Origin of the sequence: Leptospira johnsonii (assembly GCF_003112675.1) — a bacterium.
In the GTDB taxonomy this organism is placed as follows: Bacteria; Spirochaetota; Leptospiria; order Leptospirales; family Leptospiraceae; genus Leptospira_B; species Leptospira_B johnsonii.
Window position 1 is genome coordinate 225,217 of the sequence record NZ_BFAY01000012.1, and the last position, 24,932, is coordinate 250,148.

Here is a 24,932-nt window from a genome sequence, read left to right on the forward strand (position 1 = left end):
TTTAAAATGCAAAGTAGATGAAGTCTTGTCCCTTGCCTGCGTAGTTACCGAAGATCAAAGCTCCGATCAAAAGAAAGGCAAGTAAAAGTTTGGTCCTATTTCTTTGGAACCAAAGAGGATAATGGGATGGGGCTTCTGCAGCATGAAAAATGATCCCACCGATAATATAAGGAATCGCTAAATTGAAAGAAAGAGTATTGGCTTGTTCTGGACGGAAATGATAGAACCAACTTTCAAAAAAGAAAAAAGAATCTCCTATATTGAAAGAACGGAAGAATACTGCTGCAAGAGTAAATAAGAGATAGGTCCAGAAGATCCGAACCCCTCGGAAAAATTTTCCTGCTTCAGGTAAAATTCTTATACCTTTTCTTTCCAGGTATCTTTCCACGAACAAAAATAATCCGTGAGAAAGTCCCCAGGCTAAGAAAGTCCAGTTGGCTCCATGCCATAAACCGCCAAGAGCGAATGTGATCGTTTGGTTAATATTTGTCCTGAATTCGGAGATCCTACTTCCACCTAAAGGAATATAGATATAATCCTTGAGCCAGGTGCCCAAGGTGATATGCCATTTCCTCCAAAGTTCATGGATATTCTTACTGAAGAATGGAGCGTTAAAGTTTCTTGGAATATTAAACCCGAATAAAAAAGCACAACCCCTGGCTACGTCTGTATATCCTGAAAAGTCCGAATACACTTGCCAGGTAAATCCGATGGTTGCTAAGAGTAAGGACCCACTTCCGTATTCTTTCGGTCTTAAAAACACCGGATCGATCAAAGTTCCTAAGTTATCGGCGATTAGGATCTTTTTACAAGCTCCTAACCCGATTAAAAATAGTCCGGTATAGATCGCAGTTTTATGAATACGTAATTGTTCTAATCTTGGGAAAAAGTCTTTTGCCCTCATGATTGGCCCCGCGACCAATTGAGGAAAGAATAGTAAGAACAAAGTGAAATGAAAGAAGTTCGGAAGTTCTTCTACTTTTCCGCGATATACATCTATTACGAATGCCATTACCTGAAATGTGTAAAAGCTGATCGCTAAAGGAAGAATGATCCTGAACGAAAATGTGCTCGTATCGAATAGAGACAAATTTGTTACATAGAAAAGATTGTCAGAAACGAAATAGAAATATTTGAATATCCCTAAATTGATCAGATCTATCAGAACAATAATTGTAAGAAGCTTTTTACTTTTTGTCTTAGCGATCGGCTTTAGAAAAAGATAATTTACGAATACGATCCCCATAAGATGCAAAAGAAAGGGAGGATTCCAGGAAGCGTAAAATACCAAAGAGGCTATGAGAAGGATCCATTCTCTGTACTTACGACTTTCCCAAGACCAGTACAGAACATAAACGATCAGGAAGAATACGAAGAATAAAGTGGAGGTAAAGATCATCTTTATTTTTTCCGGACAAGCCCTAGGATAGAAGGTAGGTCAGCGGAGAATATTGCAGAAAATTTTTCCATCCCTGTCTTATTCAAATGGATTAGATCGTAATAATAATCCCCATTATTCTCGCCATCTAAACTAGCCTGGTAATCGAGTAGAGGAGTTGTCGGATCAATTTTTCCGATCTCTTCTTCCCAGATTCGGTTTCTGTCCGGGCTTCTCCAATTTTTAATGATCTCACTATAAGGCGCGATCACTCCGATGATCTTGATCTTTTGTCCGTTTTCCAAACCGACTTGGCGAATATCATTATGCAAAATTTTTAATCTATGGAAGTAATTGTTCACCTGTTTGGTTCTTTCTACTTTCACGGGAGTTTTTTCTCCTAAGCCACAGGTGTCCCAGATCGCTTTCTTATGAAATTGGTCCGAACCTGCAGGAGCAGGTGTCCCATTTCCGGGATTTGTGATCTTTAGACAGGATTTAATATCCTTCACTTCAGGGAACATGCTGATACTCGGAAGATTTGTATTCTCATGAGGCCAAGGAGTGAGTTTAGGCTCTTTTTTTCTTCTGCCGATATCTTTCAAACGTTTGGAAGGATCTAAAATAAAGTCTCTGATATCTCTTCTGTATGCAATACTCTTGAACGCCAAAAATCCAAGATCATCATAACGCACATTATAATTGAATTCGTAAATTAAAGGAAATGCCAGCCTTCTATCCAGCTCTCCGAGCATCGCAAGTGTATGGATTTGCAGATCTTCTTGGTCGACCCAAGGAGTAGAGATCTCGAGTATGTGCAGGACAGTATGTACTTTAGGGAATTTAGGAAGAAGGTTACGTACAAGTGCGTCTTGTACTACAAGCTCGGTCCCTTCCATCGCGATGGATTGGATCTTTTCCCCATAAGGTTCCAAGGTTTCGTTTAAAGTTTTGAGAGAAAGTCCCTGGTGAGCAACCGAAGTCCCAAGAAGAAGTATCGTAGGTTCGAATTCCGCTTTCTTCTCTAAAACGTAATCCGTGTTTCGGATAACGTTCGCTGCGAAGGACCCTTTTTTAAGATAAGGTCTATAAACCCCTGTTTGTAGGCATAGATCGAATAGAGCCAATACTAAAATCGGTATCCAAAAACTTCTCTGACGGATCAAACTGATATACGGATTCACTTTCACCTCAGAAATCGAAATACAGGAAGTTTTGGCCTCCTGCTCCGAAGAACAGAATGATAAATAGATTCGCTGTAACGAATACCCCGAACTTTTTCTTATTTTCTACGATCGTTTCTATCGTGTTTCGGGAGAAATAATAGGAAAGAATGAAACAGATCACGAGCAATATTCCGTAATCGTAATTTACGAATGTTTTAACAGAGTAGATCCCACCGGGTACTGCAAATACCAGGGATTTCATCATTGCCCAGGCAGCTTTCATCGTTTTTGCACGGAACATGATAAACCCGAAGGACAGACAGAACATTGTGAAGATTCTTGCGCCGATATCGTAGCTTAAACCTCCTCTTTCGTTCAGCCAGATAGCAAGTTTGGTTTTGGAATATTCTCTATGAATTCCGAGCATGATCCCTTGCCAGAGTCCCCATCCGACGAAGTGGTAAGCCGCTCCGTGCCAGATACCGGCGAATAACCAAGTGATAAAAAGGTTTCTATATCCTTTTAAAACTCCTACTCTAGAACCGCCGAGAGGGATATAGATATAATCCCTGATCCAAGTGGAAAAGGAGATATGCCAACGAGACCAATGGTCTGCGATATTTCTTGCCACCATCGGAAAGTTAAAGTTCGGGTCGAATTTGTAGCCGAAAAGTCTCGCTGTTCCGATCGCAATATCTGTATAACCCGCAAAGTCGAAATATATCTGCCAGCCGAAAGCCATTGCTCCGACCCATATCTCCGCGGGGTTTAGAATTTTATAATTAGTGAATGTAAAGTCTACTACCTTTGCCAGGTTATCCGCGAATACGATCTTTCTAGTGAATCCCATCAGGATCTGAGCAAAGGCGATCTGCACATCCTCTGCGGTGACCTTAGGAGTATCGTCCAAATCCCTAAAGAAAGTGTGAGCACGAACGATAGGTCCCGCCACCAATTGAGGGAAGAAGGAAACGTACAACGCAAAATCCAAGAAGGACTTACGAGCTTCCAGGTTCCTGCGAAATACATCTATTGTATAACTCATGGACTGGAATGTATAAAAGGAAATACCGACAGGCAGAATGATCTTCAGATGTTCTATCTTAAGCGGTTCGCCGGAGGAGATCTGATTGAATATGTCCGCAAAAACTTCTAGAAGGAAGTTTGTGTATTTGAAATATGCTAAGATCCCAAGATTTGTGATGAGAGATGCGATCAAACAGAGTCTTCTGAATTTTTCAGAGACTCCTTCTTTACTCATCAGTCTTCCTGCAACGTAGTCCACGATCATGGAGACGATCAAGATGATGATGTATAAGTTAATATTAAGATTACAGAAGGATAGATCGATCCAGTTCTCGTACCAGGTAGAGGTCCTGATATCGTCACAAACTATGGAAGCAGGGTGCCAAGCGTTATAGAAGTAGAGACTGGCAAGAAGTAGGAAAACCCTTTGGTATGTACCTTTTAGGATCTTTGCTAGGATCAAAACGATCGGCAAAAATACGAGAAAATGGGCTGAATTGAACAGCATTCGTTCGTTTGTCCTCGACTCCTGTGCAGTTTTTTGGACTGAGGGAAACTCACAAGCACTTATTTACTCGTTTCGATACACCGGTTCCGGAGTGATATACTCATACTTATCTTCAATCCCTTCTATAAAACTTTTATTGGATCTTTCGGATCTAGGAAGAGTAGAATAAGTGAAATTCACTAGAAAAAGTAAGCTCACGTAAGAGAAAAAAATAATATGAGAGATTGATCGTATTCCAAATCTGAAGTTCTCGAATTCCAAAGAACGGAATACCAAAGCGGCAAAGATCAGAAGGCCTATTACGGAAGAGACCCAGAACTCGAAAAAATAACCTTCCCACCAAGTATAAAAAACGAAAGAAGGGATCAGCCAAAAGAATAAAAGAATGAGTTCTGTTTTGAAGGACTTCCAAAGACGTATCCAATTTACGAACGCTAAAAATAAGATCCCAATCCAAAACCCGAGATTTAAATTATAGGGAAAACTTTTGAGAGATGTAAGATCGTTTGCATTGACCCTAAGACCGTTCCTAACTCCTTCGAAATTCAGGAAAGCGTCTCCAATTCCTCTATAAAAATTTATGATATAATTTTTGGGTCCGGGTGCGGCTCCCCATCTTTCTTGAGAAGCATATAAGAATAGCCAGTTTGCAAAATTCTTTTCACTTTCGGTAGGAGCGGTTAAATTCCTTTCTAAAAGTATAAATCCGACATACAGATAAGAAAGTGTCAGGATCAGTACTACGGAGAATAAATATACAAAGATCAGTTTTAGTTTATAAGAATATTCGAAACTTCTTCCTCTCCATTTATCAGCAAGAAGAACCGAAACCGGTACGAATGTCAGAAAAATTGTATCCGATTGGTGGTAATAAACATTCCAAACCTGCAAAAAACCTGCAATATACAATTTTCCTGGAGACCAACCGTTCTTAGAATTCCAAACGCAGAGTAAAAATAAGGCCGCCGTAAAACAGGAATGGATCAGAGGAGTATCGTTATGTTGAGCGTAAAACCAAAAACCTTGGGAATAATGAACTGCAAGTCCTAAAAGAACAGCGCCAACCATGTCCTTATACAATCTCCAGTAAGATAGCATAAGTATAAAAATGAAGAAGGAGGCGACTGCTAAAACTCTTAGCCTGAGTCCGAACATTGCCGAGTCCGTTCCGTGAAGCCAATACCAAAATTTTAAGTAAAATAATCCTGTACTTTCAAATCCGATATGATGAGGATTGAAGAAGACCTTCCAGTATTTGTTGGTAACTATATTATGAGTGTATACGATGGAGTCCCAATCGTAATGTCTGGATAAAAATCTTAGATCGAATAAGAATAAGATCCCGGTAAAACAAACCAGGAATAGAAAGCCTGCCCAGATAGAAGGAGAGCGAAATATATTCTCTGCTTTTTTAAGGAACTCTAGACTTTCCAGGGAACGTTTGAACATTAAACGGATCTGAAAACGGAAGATAAAAATTCCCGATTACTTTTGGAGAAGAAATAAGGAGATTCTGCCAATACTGAATTTTCAGTCTCGGAAAGATGGATCCTAAAAGATAATTTTTCCAAACCTAAGAGAGAACGGAACCAACCTGATTTATGATGGATCTGTAAACCTGTTTGGTCCGGATTCCAGCGAATGGTCTCTTTTCCTAAAAGTCCCCACTTGGTAACTGCGAGCCTATTTTCTTCCGTAACAAAAACTTGAAATAGGTTTTTCCTCAAGAATCGGACTAAATCTAAGAAGAATGCGAATGCGATATAAGAGATCACAAAAAGTGCGGTATAGTCGTATAATCTTTTATCCGTTAAAAGAGAAAGTTTTAATACCTTGGTGATCTGGAGTAACTCCACAAATTTAAAGATCCAGGTTGAAACTAAGGTCCTAACGGGGAATAAATAGAATAAAAATACTCCGTAAACTAAGATCCCAAAAAAAGGAGGTATATAATTGATCCTTAATGTACTTTTTTTGACCTTAGAAGATCTGAGCTCTGGTTCGGAGCTCTCCCAATTCCACCATACGGATTTGGATTTGCTGGATTTGTTCATACTTTGAGGGCCTAGGGGTTTTTCTTTCTTGATTTCCAAAGTTCTACGAGTGAATTTTCGACTAGTTTTGCGGTGGAATCCCAAGACCAATCGTTTCTACTCGGCTTTCTGTCATAGATCCCTTTTTTACCGGCTAAGGAAAGTGCGTTTTTCCAAGCCTCCAAATTCTTAGGAGAAACGAAAGAATCGGTAAGCTCATCTAAAACCTCGTGAAACACTGGAATATCCGAAACGATACAAGGTTTGTTTTCCCGGATTGCCTCAAGTAAAGGAAGGCCAAAACCTTCATGCAAAGACGGGAAGATAAAGTAAGAGCAATTTTTATAAAGCCAACCGAGCTTAGAATCGTCAGGGTTTTCTATAAAATAGATCCCGTCCTTCTCCAAACCGCCTTCTTTTAAAAGAGAGGTAAGTCCCTCAGACTTCCAGCCTAGTCTCCCTGCAAGAACCAAAGGATAAGGGAAGTTCGGTTCTTCTTTTTTTAGGGAAAGGTAAGCCTCTACAAGAGTGCTTAAATTCTTTCTAGGTTCCAACGTTCCCACAGAAAAAAGGAAATTTTTAGGCAGAGTTTTTTCGGGAGCGGATAATGATCCGAACCCTTGGACTCCCGGATAAACAACTTCTAGTTTAGGTTCTAATTCGGGTAAAAAGTTTAGAATATCATTTTTCGTATTTTGAGAAAGACAGAGAACCTTATCCGCTTTTTTTAAAGTGATCGGAGATAAGATCTTATGTTGCCAATAATTCGCAGTGGTCATTGTCTCCGGGGCGGATTTGAAATTTAGATCATGATAGTTTACCAATGTAGGAACTTTTAGGCCGAATGCAGGAAGTAATTGTAAGGTTCCCCAAAACAGATCTATTCTATGCTTTTTCACTAAGGAGGGTATGGTAAAGTTCAACCATAAGACTCCCGGGAGTTTACTTGGAATAAAAGTAGGAGTAAGTCCTATCAGGTGATTAAAAATAGGATGGATCGGCTTATTTGAATAAAGATAATATTCTAAAGGAGAATCGGGACGCAAAAGCCTTTGCAGAACTTCTGCAAGATATCTGGAATTTCCTGTGATCCCGTAAGACAAGGGCCTCGCATCCACTGCGACTCTTGGTTTGTATTTTAAATTTTCCTTTTTTAGCATCGTATTATGAAAAGATTAATCGATAGGATCCGAATAGAAAATACATGCGTACTGTATTAAAGAAGTGTATAATAAAAAGGAAAACATGAGTATAGCTTCTTCTGCAACATTTCCTATAAAACTTCTGTTTAAGAGTAGAACCATTATGGAAATTGAGATAAAGATCGTAGCGGATCTGTATTCTACAAGTTTTGCTTTCCATTTTTCCCAGATCAGAAACTGCTCTCCTTGTTCTGGCCAAAGTTTGGAGAGAGCAAAAGCAGTAGGAAATAATAAGAATACGAATGCATGGATCCAAGAAATCCCGCTAAAAATTATGGAAAAGAAGAATAGTCCGGATAGAACAAAACCTTCCGAGGCGCCTTTATATACTTTATATAAATAAGGACCTGCGATCCCCAAACTTAAAAGTCCGGAGATGACCTTTACCTGATTTATTGTTAAAGCAGCAAACGGCATCCCGAATCTTCCCTGGTTTAGTAGATCCGAATATGATAGAAAGTATTTTGATAGAGTAGAATTCAAACTTTGGTTATTCTTCCAAGCTCTTAAGGCAGGTGATTTGAGATATTTATCTAAAACCAAATCATACCAGGTCTGGTTCATTTTCCAAGTGAACTCGGGATTATACAATGCAGGTAGCGCGATCCAACCCAAAGCAAAGATGACGGTATAGACGATTACCATCGGTCTTTTTTTGTATAAGAAATAAAATAAGAACGCAGCAGGAGTGATCTTGATCACAATTGCAAGAGATAAAACTAGTCCGGACAGCCAATCCTTTTGTACGGAAACGGAAACCAAGATCAGTAATAGTAACAAGAATCCAACTTGGTTATTGTTTTGGTGATTCTCTACAAATCGTAAGGATAAAAGTAAAACCGCAGATAAGAATAAAAAGGACTTCTCTCTTCCTAAAAGTTTTCCTATCAAGAGAAGACTTAAGATCAAAGCTATAAAATTGATCGTAAAAAAGATCTTGGAGGCAACTTCGAATGGAAGGCCTGAAATCGGGATGAGCAAGAACGCAAAAGTTGGCGGATAAATATAAGAGCCGACATTTTCCACTTTTGCTTTGATCCTAAAAAATACTTCCGGATCGAATATCTGGTTTATATTTAATTTGCCGCTTTCGAATTCTTGGACCACTTCGGACAACGCGTCCAGGCTATAAAGGTCCTTGCCTTGTTTGAAATTGCGGGAGGCTTCGTAATAGTCCGAAAAATCCGAGGATTGGTCCGTGCGGCTGAACCCGTTTGCATAAAGAAAAGCTAAGAATAGAAAGAATGCTAAAACAGGGCCGGACTTTTTCAGGTCGATCCGCATTCAGGTACTCTTTTCTGTCCGCCCCAAAAAGCCAAGAAATTAAAAATCGGTTCCCGAATTCTTCGGATCGAATTCATTGGAAGAATGGAATTCCAAGATCTGTCCGATTTTGATTTCGAACTTCCCGAAGACCAGATCGCAAAATTTCCTGCGGCTAAAAGAGATAAGAGTAGGCTACTCGTCTTGGGAAGGACCCAGGATTTCTTAAAAGAAGAAACCGAATTTTCAAAGATAATAGGCTATCTCCGAGAAGGAGATGTGCTTGTCGCAAATGCGACTCGTGTTTCCAAACGAAGAGTATTCCTTATCACTAAAACAGGAAGAAGACATGAGGCAATGTTCCTTTCGGAAACAGAACCAGGGGTATGGAAAACGCTTACTCGGAATTCTAAAAAATTGAAGTTAGGAGATATAGTCTCTGACGAGATAAGCGGAAAATTCCAGTTTTCAGTTGGAGGAAAGGAAGAAGAATTTACCATCTTTAGATCCGAAACCCCGCTTGATGAAAACTCATTTGAGCTCATAGGCCGCACTCCCATTCCTCCTTACTTTAAAAGAGAAAGTACTTCAGAAGATGATGTTCGTTATCAAACTGTGTATTCTAAAAATCTGGGTTCAGTAGCCGCTCCTACAGCCGGTTTACATTTTACTCCGGAACTCTTAGAAGAACTCAAAAACCGAAAGATAGAATTTCTAAAACTAGAATTGAAAGTAGGTTACGGCACATTCCAATCCTTGAACGAAGATCATTTCGCGAACAAAAAACTCCATGAAGAAGAATTCGATCTTCCTTCCGAAACCAAAAACGTTTTGGATTTTGCCAAGAAGAACGGCAAAAGGATTATTTCTGTAGGCACTACTACACTTAGGGCCTTGGAATCCGCTTACGATCCAAACACTAAAACCTTCAGAGCGGGAGAAGGAAAAACGAGGCTATTCCTGCAGCCGGAAGATTCTATCCTAAGTTGCGAAGGTTTGATCACGAATTTTCACCTTCCCCAGAGTAGCTTGCTCCTGCTAGTAAGTGCATTTGCGGAAAAAGAAAAAATACTGAAGGCCTACAAATTCGCCATAGAACAAAAGTTTCGTTTCTTTTCCTACGGAGATTCCATGCTGATTTTGGATCCTGAAAAAGTCTGAGCCCAACTTATTTAATTGAGGAATTCTCCGCCAAACCGGAAAATGGGAAAGGTGTTACGCAAGGTTCTTCCTTCTCAAACTGAAATTAGATTTAAAGCGGCAAAGCCGGCCAAACGGAACGGACTGCCTGATTTTTTAGTATTTCATAAGGAAGAAGTTAGAACATTCCGGCAGGCCCTGGGAAACCCAGGACTCTTCCGACATATTTTAATCACCGGTCCCGAAATAGAAGCGAACCTTTTACAATTCGGACAGTATCTGGAAGAGATCGTAAAAGACCAACCTGTAGTTGCAGAACCGAATCCTACCTTATTGTCCTTGGCAGGTTTTCCATTTGAGAACAAGTACAGACCTGGAAAAATTTCAGAAGCGAACGGAGGACTTTTACTTCTTCCTATCAAACCATTTGTAGAAGATCCGGATTTATATTATTTTCTGAAAGGTGTACTTCTTACCGGTAAGATAGATTTTTTATCTCTTCCGGAAGGATCCGATTCTACCAATATCAATCGATTTCATCCAAGTATAGATTCCAGGTTCAGACTCATTCTAGTGGGAGAAGAAACGGAAGTGGATTCTATCTCTCAGATCGACGCTGACTTTTACGGAAGTTTTGACTTTAAAATTCATATGCCATATGAGATCAGTTTGGAAAAATCCTGGCTCCCAGTTTTTTCGGGACTAGTCAAGTCTTGGGAGAAGCCAGGTTATCCTCCTTTGGACCAAGCCGCCTTGGACTCTTTACTGGAACTTGCGCTCAGATGGAATGATAGCCAGACTAGACTTTCTTTACATCTTTCGGAACTTCGTTCTTTCGTGAGAGAAGTATTAGCATTTAATAATAAAGGAAAGAAGGCGGTCGGCAGGGCAGAGATAGAGGCAGGTCCGGCTCTGATCCAAAAAAGGACTGCAATCCACAAAAGAAAATATGTGGAGAATATCAAAGAAGGCCTTATCTCCGTCCCTCTCAAAGGGAAGAAGACAGGAAGGATCAATGGACTTTCAGTGATCCTTTTGCAGTCTTCTCTTTTGGATTTTGGACAGGTGAATCAAGTTTCTGCCAGGGTTTCCTTGGGTTCCGGAAATCTGATCAATATTGAAAGGGAAGTAAATCTTTCAGGAAGCCTTCACGATAAGGGAGTTTTTATCCTACAATCTTATATCAAAGGAATGTTTTCTCATACTCAATCCTTTGGCTTAGATGCTTCTATTTTATTCGAGCAAAATAGTTCTCCTATTGACGGAGATTCTGCAAGTTGTGCTGAACTTCTGGCGCTTCTTTCCGCGCTTTCCGGACTGGAGATCCCTTGTAATATTGCAGTGACAGGTGCTCTTTCCCAATACGGAGATATTTTACCGGTGGGTTCCGTGAATACCAAGATCCAGGCATGGTTCGATGTAATCCGACTAACGGGTTCTTCTAGAGATAAATACAAAATTTATATCCCGAAAGACAATATGAGAGATCTGAATCTTCCGAGAGAGATCCGGGAGAGTATGAAAAAGGGGAATTTCCAGATATTCTCCTGTTCCCATGTGGAGGATCTTATCCCGGATATTTTCGGGGTCCCAGCCGGTAGGATCTCCAAATCGGGCAAATATCCAGACGGTTCTCTCTTCAGGATCATAGAAGAAAGAATAGATCGTAAAAGGGACGGGGAAGAGACCTAAACCCGCGGGTGCGACCCAACTTTCCCATAAAATGACGGCCCGAGCCTGATTTTTTCTCAGAATTCCTCTAATCAGTCTGCCCCAAAATGACCGATACTCTGTATAGAGTCATGAAACGCGGGGCAAACATCAATATTGAGTCCTCCCTTCTGGTAACCTTGGTTGCGAGCATGGGATTCTTATTTAGTTTGGGAATCGCCCCAGTCAGGACCGGAGGTTTTTTAACCGATGAACCGGTCTTAAGAGAACTCATCCCCGACCAATTTACTTGGGAACCAAGCTCGGAACAAATCCGAGATCTGCCAGAGAGAGTAGGAGAAACCGGACCTAGCCTGGTTTAATTTCTTGCTCCGCTTCCCGGTCTGAAAATCCTATCAAGAAAGACCGGGAGTGCTCGATGTTCGGCAAAAGTTTAGATAATCTAAAACAGATGAACCAAATGCGGGTTCGTATGAAAAAGTTGGAGAAGGAACTGGAGGCGCTGTCCTTCGAGGGAAAATCCAAGAACGAATTGGTGATTTGTATTACCGACGGCAAACAAACCGTTCAAGAGATCCGTATCGAAGATTCTTTACTTGCTAAGAATGATAAAAAATTACTTCAAAAAAGTATAAAGCAAGCTGTGAATCAATCTATGGAAGCCGCTCAGAAAGTAGCAGAAGAAAGAATGGGAGAATTCAAATCTCTTCTGTCCGGAATGCCTTAATTAAAGGCTTTTATATTCGTTAAAAATTTTCTGTTTCGTCCGGTTCCGAGAGAGTTTAAAGAACTCATGAGGGCAGATCGGACGAGTGTCAGTTGACTCCGGAAGAACGATCGCTTCTTCTCCTTCGTCGTCATTTTCAGTAATTCCTAAAGATACCGAGATATCTCCGGATCTTTTCATTTCAGTATTGATCTGCAGAGAATATAAATTTCCATCTATATTCTTTTTTAATAATACTAATCTTTCGATCGAGCTGGAATTAGAACGATCCGCTTTTACGAATTGGATTTGTCCGGGATTTAATTGTCCTAATGGAGTAATTTCAGGTATTCTGAGCGGATCGTATAATTTTCTCAATACATCTCCATCTGTTCCTGCCGCGGGGAACGGGAAATATTGGATCGTCTTAGTGATATCTTGTAAAAATTCAGCGGTGTTGCCAGTATCTGTTCCTGATTGTGCAAACTCTGGAGAAATATCTCCTAAAGATTGCCATAAGAACGCAGGATAAATTTTCATAAAGATCTCTGAACCATCTATTCCGACTGCGTTTTTAATTTCTTGGGGAGAAGTTAGATAACTATCTGCACTTGTTTTGAACAGATGGAATAATCCGTTTGCGTCGGATGCTCTATAACCTTTAGGACCCTGGACTCCAGTTCTAAAGAATGAATTTCTGGAATCGGTATCGCTTCCAGAAATCATATATAAGTATTTCATAAAGGAATAAGCGAATGCATAGTCTACTAAGGAATTAAATTTGGAACTTCCGAATATACTATTTCCGTTTGCACCTCTAGAACAGGAGTTTGAATTCCTACCTCTATAACAATTGATCCGATTGATCTGAGGAGAATAACCTGCTATATCTGCTGCTACTTCGCTAGTTCCCTCGTTGATCCAAGCCTCGTCTCTTCCTCCACCTTGGCTCATGATCCTGGCCTCGTACTGGAATCGGATCAAATGTTGGTATTCATGGGCGAGAGTAGCTAAGAATGTATCCGGTTTTCCCTGGGCAAGGTCTGAGTTTCGGACTGTAACCAGTTCGACCCCATCCATATACACTATATTTGCATAATTAGAGCGGACTGAATAACCGGAATTATCTGGGAAATAATCTACCGGATCGAAAAATCCGGCCACAAAAGAAGAGCCTGGTTGGCCTCCGTCATGTATATCTGAAACGATGACAGCAACTTTTCCATCTCCGTCTAGATCATCCGAAAAGCCAAAGGCCTCGCCTAATCTAGGATAAATTTTAGAATCGAATTCTTGAGAGATGTATTGGTAATCTAAAGCGGATTCTAAGCCGCTCGTTGCATAGATATTTACGTGAGCGCCTGAGGCCACTTTAGTCGTTTGCGCACAGCTAGAACTATTCTTTATAAGATTACGGATCCAGAATGTATTATTGCCACCACAGGAACTAGATACTTTGGCTAAAGAAAGTAGATCGTCGATACTAGGTTCTGATTTGTCCTGGGTGCCGAGTGCGTCTTTGCTGACCACACAGTCTGAAAGTAAGAATATCAAACAAATCGAAAGTACAAACGTATAAAAAGATCTGCCTATTGGCATATAAAGGGACTTCCAAAAACCGTCTCCGGTCGAAACCTTCATGATCTTTCCCGCCGAAAAAGGAAACTAGCTTTACGCCTTGATCCTTTTTCTTAAGGTCAATAATTATTCAGGGTCGAATGGGAGCAAGGATCATTGGCTAAAAAGGTTCCAAAGATTTGGAAATTTTTTTCCAAAAAATTTCAATATATCGTAATTTTTTCGTTAGGATACAATTGCGGATTTCGTCCTTCTCCCTTACAAAAAGATCCGATCCAAGGTCCACAGATTCCTGCATTCGATTCTATTCCGAATAGCGGAGAATATTTTTCCGAGATCAAAAAAATCCCAACCGGGTTTTACATCCGACAGGTTTATCTAAACCATTCCAACAAAAAAGAAATGTTGATCAGCCAACTAACAGTGAGCGGATCCAAAAATTGGGAAGAAACAAGGTTTGAGGGGAAACTAAATTTAGACGAGTCCGGAAAATTTTTCAGATTTCGTCCCAAACTTTGTAGGATGTTCACAAGTAAAAATCCGGGAGATCGCTGGACTTTAACCAGAGCTTATGAATGCGATCATTTCGAATTTCTAATATGGAAATCAGGTCCGGAAGATATTCGCTTAAGTCCAGGCCCGGAAGGAGAAGAAGAAGGGATCCTTCTCAAAAAATCTAGATCTTCCGATATTTCCCAGATTTCTGCAATCATCTTAAAAGCGGATTCAGATATCACAAGTATTTGGGGAATACGTCTTTCGAGGGTCAGAAAAGGTGCAAAGGCTATATTAGAAAAACAGGATGGAAGAAAAACGGAATTGAATACTTTGAAAACGGTAGAGACTACCGGAGAGATCAAGACCGAAAAATCAAATCATGCAGAACCTGGAGATATGATCTTATACACAAATCCCGGAGAAGCAAGGCCTCTCGCACTGTAATCAGTCCAATCCGTTCTCAGAACTTAAGATCCTACGTAGGCCAGGTATGATCTTAACATAGGGTTGGATCTTTCTAAAGTCCGAAATTTCTTTTGCGGAAACATCCGAACCATCCAGTTGTAGATGGATCAGGTTTGTTAGACCGTATAACGGACTTAAATCCTTTACTTGGGTCCCACCCAGATACAATTCCATTAGTCTTGTACAATGTTCCAAAGGTCTTAGATCAGTAATCTTAGTGTGTTTTAACTGCAAATGTTTCACACTACATCCAGGCCCTAAAAATCCTAGATTGGAAATTTTAGAATCGGTCAGTTCAATTCTTGTGAGCCTATTCCAATGCAGATAATTTTTCAGATCTTGATCGCCTATTTCCGTTTGGTTCAGCACTAGACTATCCAGTTTTGCAACACGATTTAGAGGTGAAAGATCCTTTACGGACGATCCGGAAAGATGAATATATCTGAGTTTTGGAAGATCAGGCAAACCTTCCAATGATCTTACTTCTTTAGAATTTAGTTCTAGGACTTCTAATCCGGAGAATGCAGATAGGTCGCTCCAACTAGGGTTGTCTTCGAATCCTAACCATCTGATCTCTTTAGGATACTTGCCTAGGATCTCACCTTCACCGTTCCGAACGGAGATCAAATGACTAGATTGAGAACAGGCGAATAAGAAATAGAGGATGAGAAAAGTTTTCCTCATAAGATCGAATCTATTTAGATTCTATATGGAAGAAAACCAAAAATAGTTCGTACAAGCTATTTTAAAAACGATTATTCCTCCCTGATTTACGGGTTGGAATTCCAACGGGAATCGAGTTGACATCAGTCTCCTTTTTAGAGCAAGATAAGATTCGAAGCCGGTCCGAATGGAAGAAGATAAAAAATCCGCCTCTCGAAACACCAAACAAAAGGGCGAGATCCTGAGAGTCATCCGGGATGCAAAAGGTCCTCTTTCGGTAAAGGAAATCCACGATATCTCTAAAAAATCCATACAGAATATAGGGATCGCTACCGTATATCGGTCTGTGAACCATCTTCTGGAATCCGGTTCGATCCATGAGATCCAATTGCCCGGAGAATCTTCCCGTTTCGAGATCAGCCATCTGGATCATCACCATCATTTCCATTGTAAAATTTGCGATCGAGTTTTTGATGTGGAGATATGTCCTTTCCCAATGGAAAATCTTCCTAAGGGATTTACATTAGATTCTCATGAAATTATCTTATACGGCGTTTGTTCCGAATGTAACACCTCTTCAAAATGAATCAAAAAAAACTAAAATTTAAAATTATCTATTTAAGCATTCTATTTATCGCATTATTCTCCCTTATAGATCGGGTCGTATTGGACAATCTGCTTTTCGGATTCCCGAATGAACTAGAGTGGGATACTTCTCCTTGGTTCAACTTCTTGGAAAAAAGAAGAAGGATCCAATTCTCGGAAAATGAAAAAGGTACGCTGATCGTAGGAAGTAGTGTTGCTCTTTATTCTTCTCTTCCGGAAAGAATGAATGAGAGACTGAAAGGTGCATCCATTCGCACGGAATTCTATTCGCATCCGGCATTAACACCTTCCGATTTCTATTTTTATAAGGAAGATATAGCTTCTAAACAACCCAAGCTTGTATTTTTTGTTTTGAATCCTGCGGATCTGCAATTGGACTTTCTGATCACAGAGAAAGAAAGTGAAGACAGATTAGCCCAATACAAACAAAATCTGCTTTATCAGGAAAAGTCCATCATCGACTTTCAGAATTTAGAATATTCCGAAAAAGTTTTGGACGATGTTTCCGCAAAAACAAGGCATCAAAACAGGATGATCTATCCTGCCCAATATCTAAGGGAGAAGTATGAAAGTATTCTGAAAACCGGCAAATCCGCCTTTTTATCCATTCTTTCTAGATCCTTGTTCTTAGTGGTTCGCTATAGAAGTTTCTTGTATGATCCGATGGATGCGTGGATTGAAAACCATCTAAGAAGTGGGAGGTCTTACCATTATTATACTGGTATTATTCCTGAGGAAGGTATCTATCTAAGAGGATGGGCCAAACCCGAATTCTCGATTGATTGTGAATTGAAGAACGGAGTCTTCGAAGAGAGTGTATTCTTTCAAGAAAAAGGAACCACTCTCAGGATTTGGGGAGAAGGTAAGCCGATCCTATTCGATAAAACTTTTCCAAAGTCCGGTTGGCATACGATCAAATTTAACGTTCCGGAAAAATCGGATAAAACCAAACTCAGAATTGCTTCCGATAAAAAGATCTCTTCCTTACAAGTGGATTCCAGGATTTTCGGAACTGAGGAAATTTATGGGATCAGACTTTCCCAAAACTTCTGCAGAAATGAGATCCGAAAACATATCTCTTATATTCGAATTCCAGGTTTAGACGATTCCAGGATTTCTAATATGGACGATGTTACTTATTCTAAGGATTATACGGAAAGGATCTACGGCTACAAGGGAGAAAGTTCTAAAATGTCCAGACTGGTCACTCTCAGAATGGCAAAGATCAAATTAGCATCTTCTCCGAAATTTTTTGTTTGGTCCGAATTGGAATATTTAAAAAAAGCAGTTGAGTATCTGGAATCACAAGGAATCCAAGTGGTTCTCGTGAACTCTCCCGAAAATCCTTTTGAAAGAGAAGTATATGAAACAAGTCCTTGGTACAAAGGATATATTTCTTATTTGGAAAACTTGGGAAAAGATAAATATACGTTCAAAAATGCAGTGTCCGATTTCAAAGATAAAAAATCCTTCTTAGATCCTCACCATTTGACTTACCAGGCCTCCGAAAAATCCTCAGATCTATTTGCAGACTGGATCCTAGAAACATTAACGGAAAAATGAGATGTTCCGATTCTTATCCAAATTTTTACCGAATGAGAAACTTAAAGCTGAATGGGTTAGTGTATTAGGAAATCCTAAACTATTTACGGCGATTTTTCTCATTCTATATACCTTCTCCTCTTTTTGTGTATGGAAGAAATACTCTTGGAGCCCGAGTTCCCAGATAAATTTTGGAAAAGAATTTGCGGACCAAAATAAAGAACAAACTCCTCCAGGTGCGATCGTGTTCTTAGGAGAGGAGGGGAATCTGGGAGCCGGTTACGACGGACAGATCTTTTACTATTATTCTAGGATGTTATCCGGTTTTAGTTTGGATTGGCCGCACGGTTTCGAGACAAGTTTTAGGGCTCCTAGGATAGGTTATCCACTTTTAGTCTCCCCATTCGGTTGGTTGGGAATGTACGGGACAATCTTCGGGATGTATTTTTTGAATCTGGGGATCTTCTACCTTTCTTATCTTGCAATCAGAGACTTATTGCCGGATCCTAAAAAGTATTTAAGCGCATTCTATCTACTTTCTCCCTTTGCATTGGGAAGTTATATCTTACTTGTATCAGATACTGTGATGATGGGCCTAAGCGTCCTAGCGTATTGGGCCTTTATCAGAAAAAGATTTATAACCTTCTCCTTTCTAGCGGGTCTTGCCATCCTCACAAAAGAACAGGCAGTCTTTTTGTTCTTTCCTTTGGGACTAACTACCTTATTCCAAAAGGAATTCAGAAAAAGTATCTGGGTGGCTTCTTCTTTAATCCTGCCTGTCGCCTGGAGTTTATATCTAAGGACCCAATTCCCGGAATGGACCCCTGGTAGTTTGGGTCATTTCTTTGACCCATTTGGAGGACTTTCCGGATATTTCGGGGAACTCCAACAAGCTTTAGTTTCGGGTGATAAGAATCTTATCCTTCTGATCAAAAAATTCTCAAGATTTCCTTTGGTACTTCTTCTTTTGTCCGGAACCTATTTGTTATTCAGAGGGGATTGGAAAAAGGGCCTGGGATTTAGGCTAGGTTTTGGAATTCTTTTATTAACTGCGTATGCTGGAGGGTATATTCTCTATTGGGCCACCTATGAAAATGTTTCCAGAATGTTTACATTCAGCCTTCCATTATTAATTTTATGGGAAAAGGAAGATGAGTCCCTTCCGAGCGGAACATACTGGGCCCTAACCGGCATTATTCTAATTTCGTTTTTAATAAAATTGGCATTCGTTTCCAAACCTTTACGTCACTTGGTCTGGTGATCCGGCCCCGCTCCGTATCTTTGTTTTTTTGCAAACGGATATCTACAAAAATTTTCTTAGACTTGATTCTTCTTATAAAAGAATTAGAATGGTCTTATTGTAGGTCCGCTGTTCAGAAATCCGCACGTGTCATTGTAATCAGATCGGTGAAATCCGAGCTTTGCTTCTCTTAGAAACCCTGCTATCCGCGATTTTACCGTCATTCAAATCAATCCGCTGTTCTTAAAGTATGTCTATGGGAAGGCGAGTTGGTCTCCCGTTTGCGAGTCGGAAGCTGCCTAAATTTTTTGTTCGAGGAAAGCATGCAGAATCGCAAACTTTTTGTAGGAAATCTTAATTACTCAGTTCGCCAACAGGAAATCAGCGAACTATTCTCCAACTACGGAGAAGTAGCTTATGCGAAAGTAATTGAAGGTAAAGGATTTGGATTCGTGGAAATGGCTAGCGAGGAGCAAGCTGAAAACGCGAAGAACAGTCTAAACGGAACCGAGTTCAAAGGTAGAACTTTGAATATCGATATCGCAAAACCTCAAACTTTCAACAAACCAAGAAGACATTAAGATCTATCCTCGGGGGAGGAAACTTCCCCGAGTTTTCCTATCCATTTTGCTTTTCTCCATATTCTAAAAGAGAAGAGTATGGATCTCCTTCCAAACCAAAAAGTTCCGCAAACCTCTTCGGTACTTCTTCCAACCTTCTTTTTCTCCGATACAGACAGCCTAAAGATATCGCCTTTTTCAGAAATTTGAAAATCAGGCTAAGAAGAAAAAGGATTCTAAAACTTTCGGGAGAGAATATCTTAACTCGCAAATTATATGGATGTCGGACTGGGAAGTTCCACTCCGATCGGAATGGAACCTACGAATTCAGGTGAGAATTCGGAAAGGATCTGAAATATTTGACGCTCTTTTAGAAGTGAAGTACAAACCGAAAATCGGTTCGTCATTCAAGCAAAGTAGGGGATTAAACGCCTACTTCTTCCTCAGCATCCTCGTTTTCTTCTTCTACATTTAGAAGTTCTACAAGCTCTTTGTAGGCTCTTTCTTTTTCTACGACGCCAGTTTTCTTAATCGCCTTTTTGAGAACATCGTCCCATTTTTTCTGGGGAAGGATCACTTGCATCTCTTCCAAAACTTCCAGGATATTGATATCGTCTTTTGTATTAAAGATCTCAGTGGCATCGTAACGGAATAACCCGGAAAGTTGATCGATAAAATCGCCGACTCCGTTTCCGCCTCCGCGTTTATCTAGGGCTTCTTGTTTTTTTTGCGCTTTGCGGAGATCTCTTTCTCGTCTCTCCAATTCGGTCCGTTTCATAAGAACCCTCTCTTATCGGCTATACCTGCCATGTTTTCGAATCCAGCTCACGGGCAAAGAAAAAACCCTTTGAAAATCGATTAGGAAAACTAATACAAGCTGCCGATCTGGCGGAAGTTCAGGTTTGATTTGCAAGAACTTACTCTCAAAAACGGGCGAATTCTGTAAAACCAGCCCAAACTTTCATTCCTATTGAATTAGACCGGGACAAATGAGGAATTCTTTCCGAAAAGGAACCAGGATTTGGGTCTTTTTCGGACAACCGTTTAGAAAAAAAGAAGAACGGGATGCTCTTTTAACGAGAACCCATAGCGGATTTGGGGATTCTATATTCTTTCTGGATCCTTTGGTTTGCAGAAGCTAAACTTTCCTGATCCAAAACAATATCTGTTCCATCATCTAAGGAAATCGTAATGTATCTTGACTTGGATGATTTCACTTCGTTGGAAATATCTAGGATCGATTGGACAGGTTTGCCGTTCACTTGGTCCACTAGTCTCCCTGAAATTTCGTGATAACCTTGGTTGGATTCGTCCGGGATCACTTGGGAAAGTAATACGAATTTACCTTCTTTTTTATCCCCGGTAGAAAATTTATGATAATCGAATGTGTATAGAAGTTTGCGATCTACTTTAGATCTCCAATCTTTTCCCCATTCCAGCAAGTAACCTTCGGAAAGTTCCACAAATAGAAAACCACCATCAAAATAGTATTCTGATTTGGAGCCAAGATTTCTATGAGGGATACGAATAGAAGAATATGGAAATGGTTTTAGAGAGAGTTGAACTTCTTCTTCTTTGCCGGATCGGATGATCTTAACGGGGACTTGTTTACCGATTTGATAGCCGAATTCGTCTCCTAAATGTGCGATATAAGAGAGAACCTGTTTGCCATATTTTGGATGTTGAAAATATCCTTTGGAATCTATCTTTTTGCCGCCAAACTCCAGGATTACATCACCGATCTTTAATATTCCATCCGCGGAACTATCAGGTAATATTTCTGCTACTAAGATCCCCTGGTCCTTTGTTTTGAGAGAATAAAAATCCTTAGTTGCCTTGTCCATGATCGGCCTATAGCGGAAACCTTTAAATGGGATCTCTGTCTTACCAAAATTTCCTAGAAATTTGCTGATCAAGAAGGAAGGAATTGCTCTGCCAGAGTTTTTGTCTCCGGAAAAATCGAAAAGTATTCCGCTTACTTTCCCTTTTTCTAATAGAACTTCTCCGTTTCCGTTTAATGTTTCGGTAGAGTTTACATCCAAAACGGGAAGTTCTACCATTCCTTGCGGGTATTGGTCCAGGTCCATGCTGATCAGAGCGCCTGAAGCCGATTGTATAGAACCTGAATTGTCCAGTTGGTAAATGGAAACCTGTCTAGGATAATCTATCTCTTTTTGGAATTCGAAAGGGGTTAGGTCCTTGAAGAAGTTCTCTTCTTCTATTTTTAATAATGCCAGATCGGATTCGAAGTCTTGTCTTGCAACGGTTGCCTTTGTCTCCGCATATGAAGAATATTTTTTAACTTCTATCAATGTAGAGTGGGCGAGTAGATGTGCAGGTAATAAGATTTTTTCGCCTGGTACGATGATCCCTACACCTCTTCTTACCTTTGGATTTTTCTTTTTCCAAGGGTTAAAATAGTCTGGTTCTTGGAAAGAGATCTTTACCTGGACTATACTCTTTTTATACTCTTCTTCCGCCTTTGCTTGAGACGCGATCCCGTTCGGAACTTTCTTAACGGAAGATTTCGGTTTTTTAGCGGATAGTCCTGCACTAAAAATACAAACGCTGATAATGACTAGAAAGATCTTGGATTTCACGTATTACTCCAAACCGTAGGTGCTTCTGATCTGGGAATCCGCCTTTTGGGTTTCCTCTCGATCCAAGATCAATGGGAGATCTATATTCAGAAATTTTAATTTTAAGAATTTGGACTTGGATTCTGCGGTAATCCTTTTCAGGTCGGCAAGGCTATTGATAGGTTCTCCGTTTACCGATTCCAAAACTAAATTCAGGAAATAATCGGAGGAAGAATTTACAGGATGAGCTAATTTCCTGTACAAAACCACGTCCGCCTTTTTAGTCCTGCCGATCCCATCTTCTATAAAATAATCGTATCTGTATAAGAACTGGCTTCCACCGGAAGTATTTCCGCTTCTGCTCCAAGCTCCCAGAAGATCTCTGGACATTTCTTGGAATAATAATCCGCCTATCATGGAATAATCGAAAGGAGTGTCGTACCTGTTTTTCATAAAATCGAAATCAGGCATTCTTTTGGCCTTGAATTCCACATCGATCAGTTTGCCGTTACGGAATACCTTGAATCGGATAGGCTCTCCGGAATACTTATCATCTACTGCTTCCGTAAAATCTACACGGGCATCTTTGTCTAATGTGATTGTCCCGTTCCTTCCGATTGCAAGGCCGTCTATCTCTGTAAGATAATCCCCTTCTTTCAAATATCCGTCCGCAGAACCGTTCGGAAGTATTCTGGATACGAATACTCCTTCTAACCCTTCCGGGATACCTTTAACTTTTCTGAGAGAAGTATTAAAAGAATTGAATGTTCCAATTCCGAGCTCTACATAACCGTCGTATCTTCCGTCTTCTATATCTTTCAGAAAATGACGGATTACCTTGGTAGGAATAAGATAACCGATATTTTCCCCTTTGGTAGCGACTTGGAAGGCAACTCCAACCACATTATTGTTCTGGATGGCAGGTCCTCCCGAGTTCCCTGGATTAATGGCAGCATCCACTTGCAAAACCAAGTGGCTGTCTACGGAAGAATGTTCGTATTTAGATTGTTCCTTTCTGGAAACGATCCCTCTGGTTACGGAAACTTTATTTCCACCGATCGGATATCCTACTACAATTAGAGAAGAATTCAATTCCGGAATTTCTCCCAAACTTAGATCGGTCGAATCCTTATAAAATTCGGGATCTTCCGCTTCTAGGACCGCTAGGTCGCAGTCGTGGGCCACATGTAAAATTTTGACCCTGTACCATTCCGTCTGGTTGTATCTCTGTACCTGGACGTACTTCGCATTTGAGATTACATGAGCATTTGTTAATATTCTCTTGTTCCCGATCAGAAACCCTGTTCCTGAACTTGCACGAACCCCGTCCGTGGCCCAGGGAGTGAATGCACTGAAGGCTTGGGAATATACTTTGATCTGCACGACTGCTTTTCGTACCTGATCGAAATCGCTTCTTTCTTCCGAGAAAAGGGGAAAGTGAAGGGAGAATACTAGTACAATAAGACCAGATTTCAGGAACTGCATGAGATGCTTAATGTCCTTCGAATTCACAAATAGAGAATACGTTTACACCTAAGTCGTTATTTAATTTTGTAGCTCCGCCTAGATCTGGAAGATCAATGATGACTCCGACTTCAGGAACTTCTGCGCCTAATTTTTGCAATAGTTGGACTGCGGCGATCATGGTTCCTCCGGTTGCAATCAGGTCGTCCATGAGTAGAATTCTATCTCCGGGAACTATAGAGTCTTTATGTATTTCGATTACATCTTTTCCGTATTCCAAATCGTATTCTTGGGAAACAGTTTCGGAGGGAAGTTTTCCTTTTTTACGGATCGGAATGAATCCTACACCTAGTTGGAATGCGAGAGGTGCGCCTATGATAAAACCTCTGGCTTCGATTCCGGCTACTTTAGTGATTCCTTTGCCTGTATACCGGTCTACGAAAGTACCTATGGTAAGAGCTAAACCTTCCGGATCTAATAATAGGGAAGTAATGTCTCTGAATAGGATTCCTTTGCGGGGATAATCCGGGATCGTACGAATTTTGCTTTTAACTATGGACATGGGCTCGAAGTCCAATTCCATTTTCCGGAAAGGAACAAACAATTCTTTTTTCAGTGGGGATGATGAGCGGCCTCCGGAAAAGAAGGCCGCGAGTTTAGGTTAGTATGCTTTTGCTCTAAGAGCGGCAATTCTTTCTTCTAGAGGAGGGTGAGTCGCAAATAAGGAAGCAAGTCCTCCGGCTCTATTGGAAATTTTCAAAGCGGCGATGGTTTCTCCTCTTTGATCGATTGGATCCCTTGAGAAAGCAACTTTCAATCTTTCCAAAGCGGAGATCATGCTAGATCTTCCCGCCAATTTTGCTCCACCTGCGTCGGCGCGGAACTCTCTGGCTCTGGAAACATAAGCCACTACTATGGAACCTAAAAGTCCGAAAACTACCATAAGCAGTTGTCTGATCATGAACTCCATGAAGAATCCACCGCTGGATCCTCTCTCATCGTTACGATTCAATTGAGAAACGATCACTTTGCTTACGATCCAAGAGAAGAAGATCACGAACGAGTTGATCACTCCCTGTACCAAAGTCATGGTCACCATGTCTCCATTGGCAACGTGAGAAAGTTCATGTCCTAGAACTCCATCCAATTCTTCGCTATCCATTCCGTTCAAAAGTCCGGTGGATACGGCGACTAAAGCGCTGTTTCTGCTAGGTCCTGTAGCGAATGCGTTGATCTCGGGAGATTCGTAATATCCGACTTCAGGCATAGGAAGTCCCGCAGCCGAGGCCAATCTTTGCACTCTAGTTAAAAGATCTCTTTGCCATCCGGATGCGTTTCTAGGATCGATGACTTGGACTCCCATGGAGGCCTTTACCATAAACTTGGAAAGCAGCAAAGAAATGAATGCTCCTCCCATACCCCAGATTGCAGCAAACAGAAGGGTAGTTGCGTAAGGTACTCCGGACTTAGCTAAATAAACATCCAGCCCGGTAAGTCTTAAAATCAATCCGATCGTGAAAATTACCGCGATATTGGTAAGCGCGAATAATCCAAATCTACGAAAAAGCGCCATAGGCGAACAGTTCTCCTTTTTAGAAGTTTTTTGGGCCTCGGTAATTCCGTGCCCGCCGGTCTTCTAAATTC

At 40.6% G+C, this 24,932-nt stretch carries 23 protein-coding genes; 9 read left to right on the top strand and 14 right to left on the bottom strand.

What is annotated here, in order from left to right; translation table 11 throughout:
• Window position 1 precedes the first annotated feature (1 nt).
• From LPTSP_RS18205 to LPTSP_RS18235, 7 genes are all read right to left on the bottom strand, one after another.
• Entirely contained in the window at window positions 2–1,399 is a 1,398-nt protein-coding gene (locus tag LPTSP_RS18205; protein ID WP_108930164.1) for an MBOAT family O-acyltransferase, read from the bottom strand.
• 2 nt (window positions 1,400–1,401) lie between these two features.
• On the bottom strand, window positions 1,402–2,562 hold the full coding sequence (locus LPTSP_RS18210; protein ID WP_108930241.1) for a hypothetical protein: 1,161 nt from the start codon (window positions 2,560–2,562) through the stop codon (window positions 1,402–1,404).
• 7 nt (window positions 2,563–2,569) lie between these two features.
• Window positions 2,570–4,078: an MBOAT family O-acyltransferase gene (locus LPTSP_RS18215; protein ID WP_108930165.1), complete on the bottom strand. Its 1,509-nt coding sequence runs from the start codon at window positions 4,076–4,078 to the stop codon at window positions 2,570–2,572.
• A gap of 63 nt (window positions 4,079–4,141) precedes the next feature.
• Window positions 4,142–5,527 (bottom strand): hypothetical protein, encoded by a 1,386-nt coding sequence (locus tag LPTSP_RS18220; RefSeq protein WP_108930166.1) that lies wholly within the window; start codon window positions 5,525–5,527, stop codon window positions 4,142–4,144.
• The gene (locus tag LPTSP_RS18225; RefSeq protein WP_108930242.1) at window positions 5,527–6,132 is read right to left on the bottom strand and encodes an LIC20162 family protein; all 606 of its coding nucleotides are present in this window, start codon (window positions 6,130–6,132) and stop codon (window positions 5,527–5,529) included. The genes LPTSP_RS18220 and LPTSP_RS18225 overlap by 1 nt, the downstream gene beginning before the upstream one ends.
• 11 nt (window positions 6,133–6,143) lie before the next feature.
• Window positions 6,144–7,271: a glycosyltransferase family 4 protein gene (locus tag LPTSP_RS18230; RefSeq protein WP_108930167.1), complete on the bottom strand. Its 1,128-nt coding sequence runs from the start codon at window positions 7,269–7,271 to the stop codon at window positions 6,144–6,146.
• A 15-nt stretch (window positions 7,272–7,286) separates the two neighbouring features.
• A complete protein-coding gene (locus tag LPTSP_RS18235) occupies window positions 7,287–8,597 on the bottom strand; it encodes a glycosyltransferase family 87 protein (RefSeq protein ID WP_108930168.1) in 1,311 nt (436 codons plus the stop codon).
• An 84-nt stretch (window positions 8,598–8,681) separates the two neighbouring features.
• Here LPTSP_RS18235 and queA point away from each other — a divergent pair, with 84 nt between their 5' ends.
• The 4 genes from queA (at window position 8,682) to LPTSP_RS18255 (ending at window position 12,114) form a co-directional block, all read left to right on the top strand.
• Complete coding sequence (queA, locus tag LPTSP_RS18240; protein WP_108930169.1) at window positions 8,682–9,737, top strand: tRNA preQ1(34) S-adenosylmethionine ribosyltransferase-isomerase QueA; 1,056 nt, start codon at window positions 8,682–8,684, stop codon at window positions 9,735–9,737.
• A gap of 51 nt (window positions 9,738–9,788) precedes the next feature.
• Window positions 9,789–11,408 (top strand): AAA family ATPase, encoded by a 1,620-nt coding sequence (locus tag LPTSP_RS18245; RefSeq protein WP_108930243.1) that lies wholly within the window; start codon window positions 9,789–9,791, stop codon window positions 11,406–11,408.
• 86 nt (window positions 11,409–11,494) lie between these two features.
• Window positions 11,495–11,749 carry a hypothetical protein gene (locus LPTSP_RS18250; RefSeq protein WP_108930170.1) on the top strand — a complete coding sequence of 85 codons (255 nt, stop codon included), beginning with the start codon at window positions 11,495–11,497 and terminating at the stop codon, window positions 11,747–11,749.
• Window positions 11,750–11,805: 56 nt separating this feature from the next.
• Window positions 11,806–12,114: a YbaB/EbfC family nucleoid-associated protein gene (locus LPTSP_RS18255; protein WP_108930171.1), complete on the top strand. Its 309-nt coding sequence runs from the start codon at window positions 11,806–11,808 to the stop codon at window positions 12,112–12,114.
• On the opposite strand, the gene LPTSP_RS18260 is transcribed toward LPTSP_RS18255, so the two are convergent.
• Window positions 12,115–13,734, bottom strand: a complete 1,620-nt coding sequence (locus LPTSP_RS18260) for a peptidase M30 (RefSeq protein WP_108930172.1) — start codon at window positions 13,732–13,734, stop codon at window positions 12,115–12,117.
• 93 nt (window positions 13,735–13,827) lie between these two features.
• On the opposite strand from LPTSP_RS18260, the gene LPTSP_RS18265 reads away from it, so the two are divergent.
• Window positions 13,828–14,613 (top strand): hypothetical protein, encoded by a 786-nt coding sequence (locus LPTSP_RS18265; protein ID WP_108930173.1) that lies wholly within the window; start codon window positions 13,828–13,830, stop codon window positions 14,611–14,613.
• On the opposite strand, the gene LPTSP_RS18270 is transcribed toward LPTSP_RS18265, so the two are convergent.
• Window positions 14,614–15,318, bottom strand: coding sequence for a leucine-rich repeat domain-containing protein (locus tag LPTSP_RS18270; RefSeq protein ID WP_108930174.1), 705 nt, complete (start codon window positions 15,316–15,318; stop codon window positions 14,614–14,616). It lies immediately after the preceding gene.
• Between the two features lie 166 nt (window positions 15,319–15,484).
• On the opposite strand from LPTSP_RS18270, the gene LPTSP_RS18275 reads away from it, so the two are divergent.
• From LPTSP_RS18275 to LPTSP_RS18290, 4 genes are all read left to right on the top strand, one after another.
• The gene (locus tag LPTSP_RS18275; RefSeq protein WP_108930175.1) at window positions 15,485–15,883 is read left to right on the top strand and encodes a Fur family transcriptional regulator; all 399 of its coding nucleotides are present in this window, start codon (window positions 15,485–15,487) and stop codon (window positions 15,881–15,883) included.
• Complete coding sequence (locus LPTSP_RS18280; RefSeq protein ID WP_108930176.1) at window positions 15,880–17,466, top strand: hypothetical protein; 1,587 nt, start codon at window positions 15,880–15,882, stop codon at window positions 17,464–17,466. The genes LPTSP_RS18275 and LPTSP_RS18280 overlap by 4 nt, the downstream gene beginning before the upstream one ends.
• A gap of 1 nt (window position 17,467) precedes the next feature.
• On the top strand, window positions 17,468–18,706 hold the full coding sequence (locus tag LPTSP_RS18285) for an AZOBR_p60025 family cell surface glycopolymer formation protein (protein ID WP_108930177.1): 1,239 nt from the start codon (window positions 17,468–17,470) through the stop codon (window positions 18,704–18,706).
• A gap of 302 nt (window positions 18,707–19,008) precedes the next feature.
• Window positions 19,009–19,266, top strand: coding sequence for an RNA recognition motif domain-containing protein (locus tag LPTSP_RS18290; RefSeq protein WP_100769071.1), 258 nt, complete (start codon window positions 19,009–19,011; stop codon window positions 19,264–19,266).
• A gap of 403 nt (window positions 19,267–19,669) precedes the next feature.
• On the opposite strand, the gene LPTSP_RS18300 is transcribed toward LPTSP_RS18290, so the two are convergent.
• The 5 genes from LPTSP_RS18300 to htpX all read right to left on the bottom strand — a co-directional run bounded on the left by LPTSP_RS18300 (window position 19,670) and on the right by htpX (window position 24,861).
• Entirely contained in the window at window positions 19,670–20,023 is a 354-nt protein-coding gene (locus tag LPTSP_RS18300; RefSeq protein WP_036089886.1) for an LB_289 family protein, read from the bottom strand.
• A 295-nt stretch (window positions 20,024–20,318) separates the two neighbouring features.
• A complete protein-coding gene (locus LPTSP_RS18305) occupies window positions 20,319–21,845 on the bottom strand; it encodes a S1C family serine protease (protein WP_108930179.1) in 1,527 nt (508 codons plus the stop codon).
• A gap of 3 nt (window positions 21,846–21,848) precedes the next feature.
• Window positions 21,849–23,309 carry a S1C family serine protease gene (locus LPTSP_RS18310; RefSeq protein WP_108930180.1) on the bottom strand — a complete coding sequence of 487 codons (1,461 nt, stop codon included), beginning with the start codon at window positions 23,307–23,309 and terminating at the stop codon, window positions 21,849–21,851.
• 7 nt (window positions 23,310–23,316) lie between these two features.
• Complete coding sequence (locus LPTSP_RS18315) at window positions 23,317–23,850, bottom strand: adenine phosphoribosyltransferase (protein WP_108930181.1); 534 nt, start codon at window positions 23,848–23,850, stop codon at window positions 23,317–23,319.
• 99 nt (window positions 23,851–23,949) lie between these two features.
• The gene (gene htpX / locus LPTSP_RS18320; RefSeq protein WP_108930182.1) at window positions 23,950–24,861 is read right to left on the bottom strand and encodes a protease HtpX; all 912 of its coding nucleotides are present in this window, start codon (window positions 24,859–24,861) and stop codon (window positions 23,950–23,952) included.
• Between the last annotated feature and the right edge of the window lie 71 nt (window positions 24,862–24,932).

What these genes read in the sequence shown, in the direction of transcription:
- LPTSP_RS18205 (WP_108930164.1), bottom strand. Translation starts at nt 1,399, where the DNA reads ATGATCTTTACCTCCACTTTATTCTTCGTATTCTTCCTGATCGTTTAT.
- LPTSP_RS18215 (WP_108930165.1), bottom strand. Translation starts at nt 4,078, where the DNA reads ATGCTGTTCAATTCAGCCCATTTTCTCGTATTTTTGCCGATCGTTTTG.
- LPTSP_RS18220 (WP_108930166.1), bottom strand. Translation starts at nt 5,527, where the DNA reads ATGTTCAAACGTTCCCTGGAAAGTCTAGAGTTCCTTAAAAAAGCAGAG.
- LPTSP_RS18225 (WP_108930242.1), bottom strand. Translation starts at nt 6,132, where the DNA reads ATGAACAAATCCAGCAAATCCAAATCCGTATGGTGGAATTGGGAGAGC.
- LPTSP_RS18230 (WP_108930167.1), bottom strand. Translation starts at nt 7,271, where the DNA reads ATGCTAAAAAAGGAAAATTTAAAATACAAACCAAGAGTCGCAGTGGAT.
- LPTSP_RS18235 (WP_108930168.1), bottom strand. Translation starts at nt 8,597, where the DNA reads ATGCGGATCGACCTGAAAAAGTCCGGCCCTGTTTTAGCATTCTTTCTA.
- queA (WP_108930169.1), top strand. Translation starts at nt 8,682, where the DNA reads ATGGAATTCCAAGATCTGTCCGATTTTGATTTCGAACTTCCCGAAGAC.
- LPTSP_RS18250 (WP_108930170.1), top strand. Translation starts at nt 11,495, where the DNA reads ATGACCGATACTCTGTATAGAGTCATGAAACGCGGGGCAAACATCAAT.
- LPTSP_RS18255 (WP_108930171.1), top strand. Translation starts at nt 11,806, where the DNA reads ATGTTCGGCAAAAGTTTAGATAATCTAAAACAGATGAACCAAATGCGG.
- LPTSP_RS18260 (WP_108930172.1), bottom strand. Translation starts at nt 13,734, where the DNA reads ATGAAGGTTTCGACCGGAGACGGTTTTTGGAAGTCCCTTTATATGCCA.
- LPTSP_RS18270 (WP_108930174.1), bottom strand. Translation starts at nt 15,318, where the DNA reads ATGAGGAAAACTTTTCTCATCCTCTATTTCTTATTCGCCTGTTCTCAA.
- LPTSP_RS18275 (WP_108930175.1), top strand. Translation starts at nt 15,485, where the DNA reads ATGGAAGAAGATAAAAAATCCGCCTCTCGAAACACCAAACAAAAGGGC.
- LPTSP_RS18280 (WP_108930176.1), top strand. Translation starts at nt 15,880, where the DNA reads ATGAATCAAAAAAAACTAAAATTTAAAATTATCTATTTAAGCATTCTA.
- LPTSP_RS18285 (WP_108930177.1), top strand. Translation starts at nt 17,468, where the DNA reads ATGTTCCGATTCTTATCCAAATTTTTACCGAATGAGAAACTTAAAGCT.
- LPTSP_RS18290 (WP_100769071.1), top strand. Translation starts at nt 19,009, where the DNA reads ATGCAGAATCGCAAACTTTTTGTAGGAAATCTTAATTACTCAGTTCGC.
- LPTSP_RS18300 (WP_036089886.1), bottom strand. Translation starts at nt 20,023, where the DNA reads ATGAAACGGACCGAATTGGAGAGACGAGAAAGAGATCTCCGCAAAGCG.
- LPTSP_RS18310 (WP_108930180.1), bottom strand. Translation starts at nt 23,309, where the DNA reads ATGCAGTTCCTGAAATCTGGTCTTATTGTACTAGTATTCTCCCTTCAC.
- LPTSP_RS18315 (WP_108930181.1), bottom strand. Translation starts at nt 23,850, where the DNA reads ATGTCCATAGTTAAAAGCAAAATTCGTACGATCCCGGATTATCCCCGC.
- htpX (WP_108930182.1), bottom strand. Translation starts at nt 24,861, where the DNA reads ATGGCGCTTTTTCGTAGATTTGGATTATTCGCGCTTACCAATATCGCG.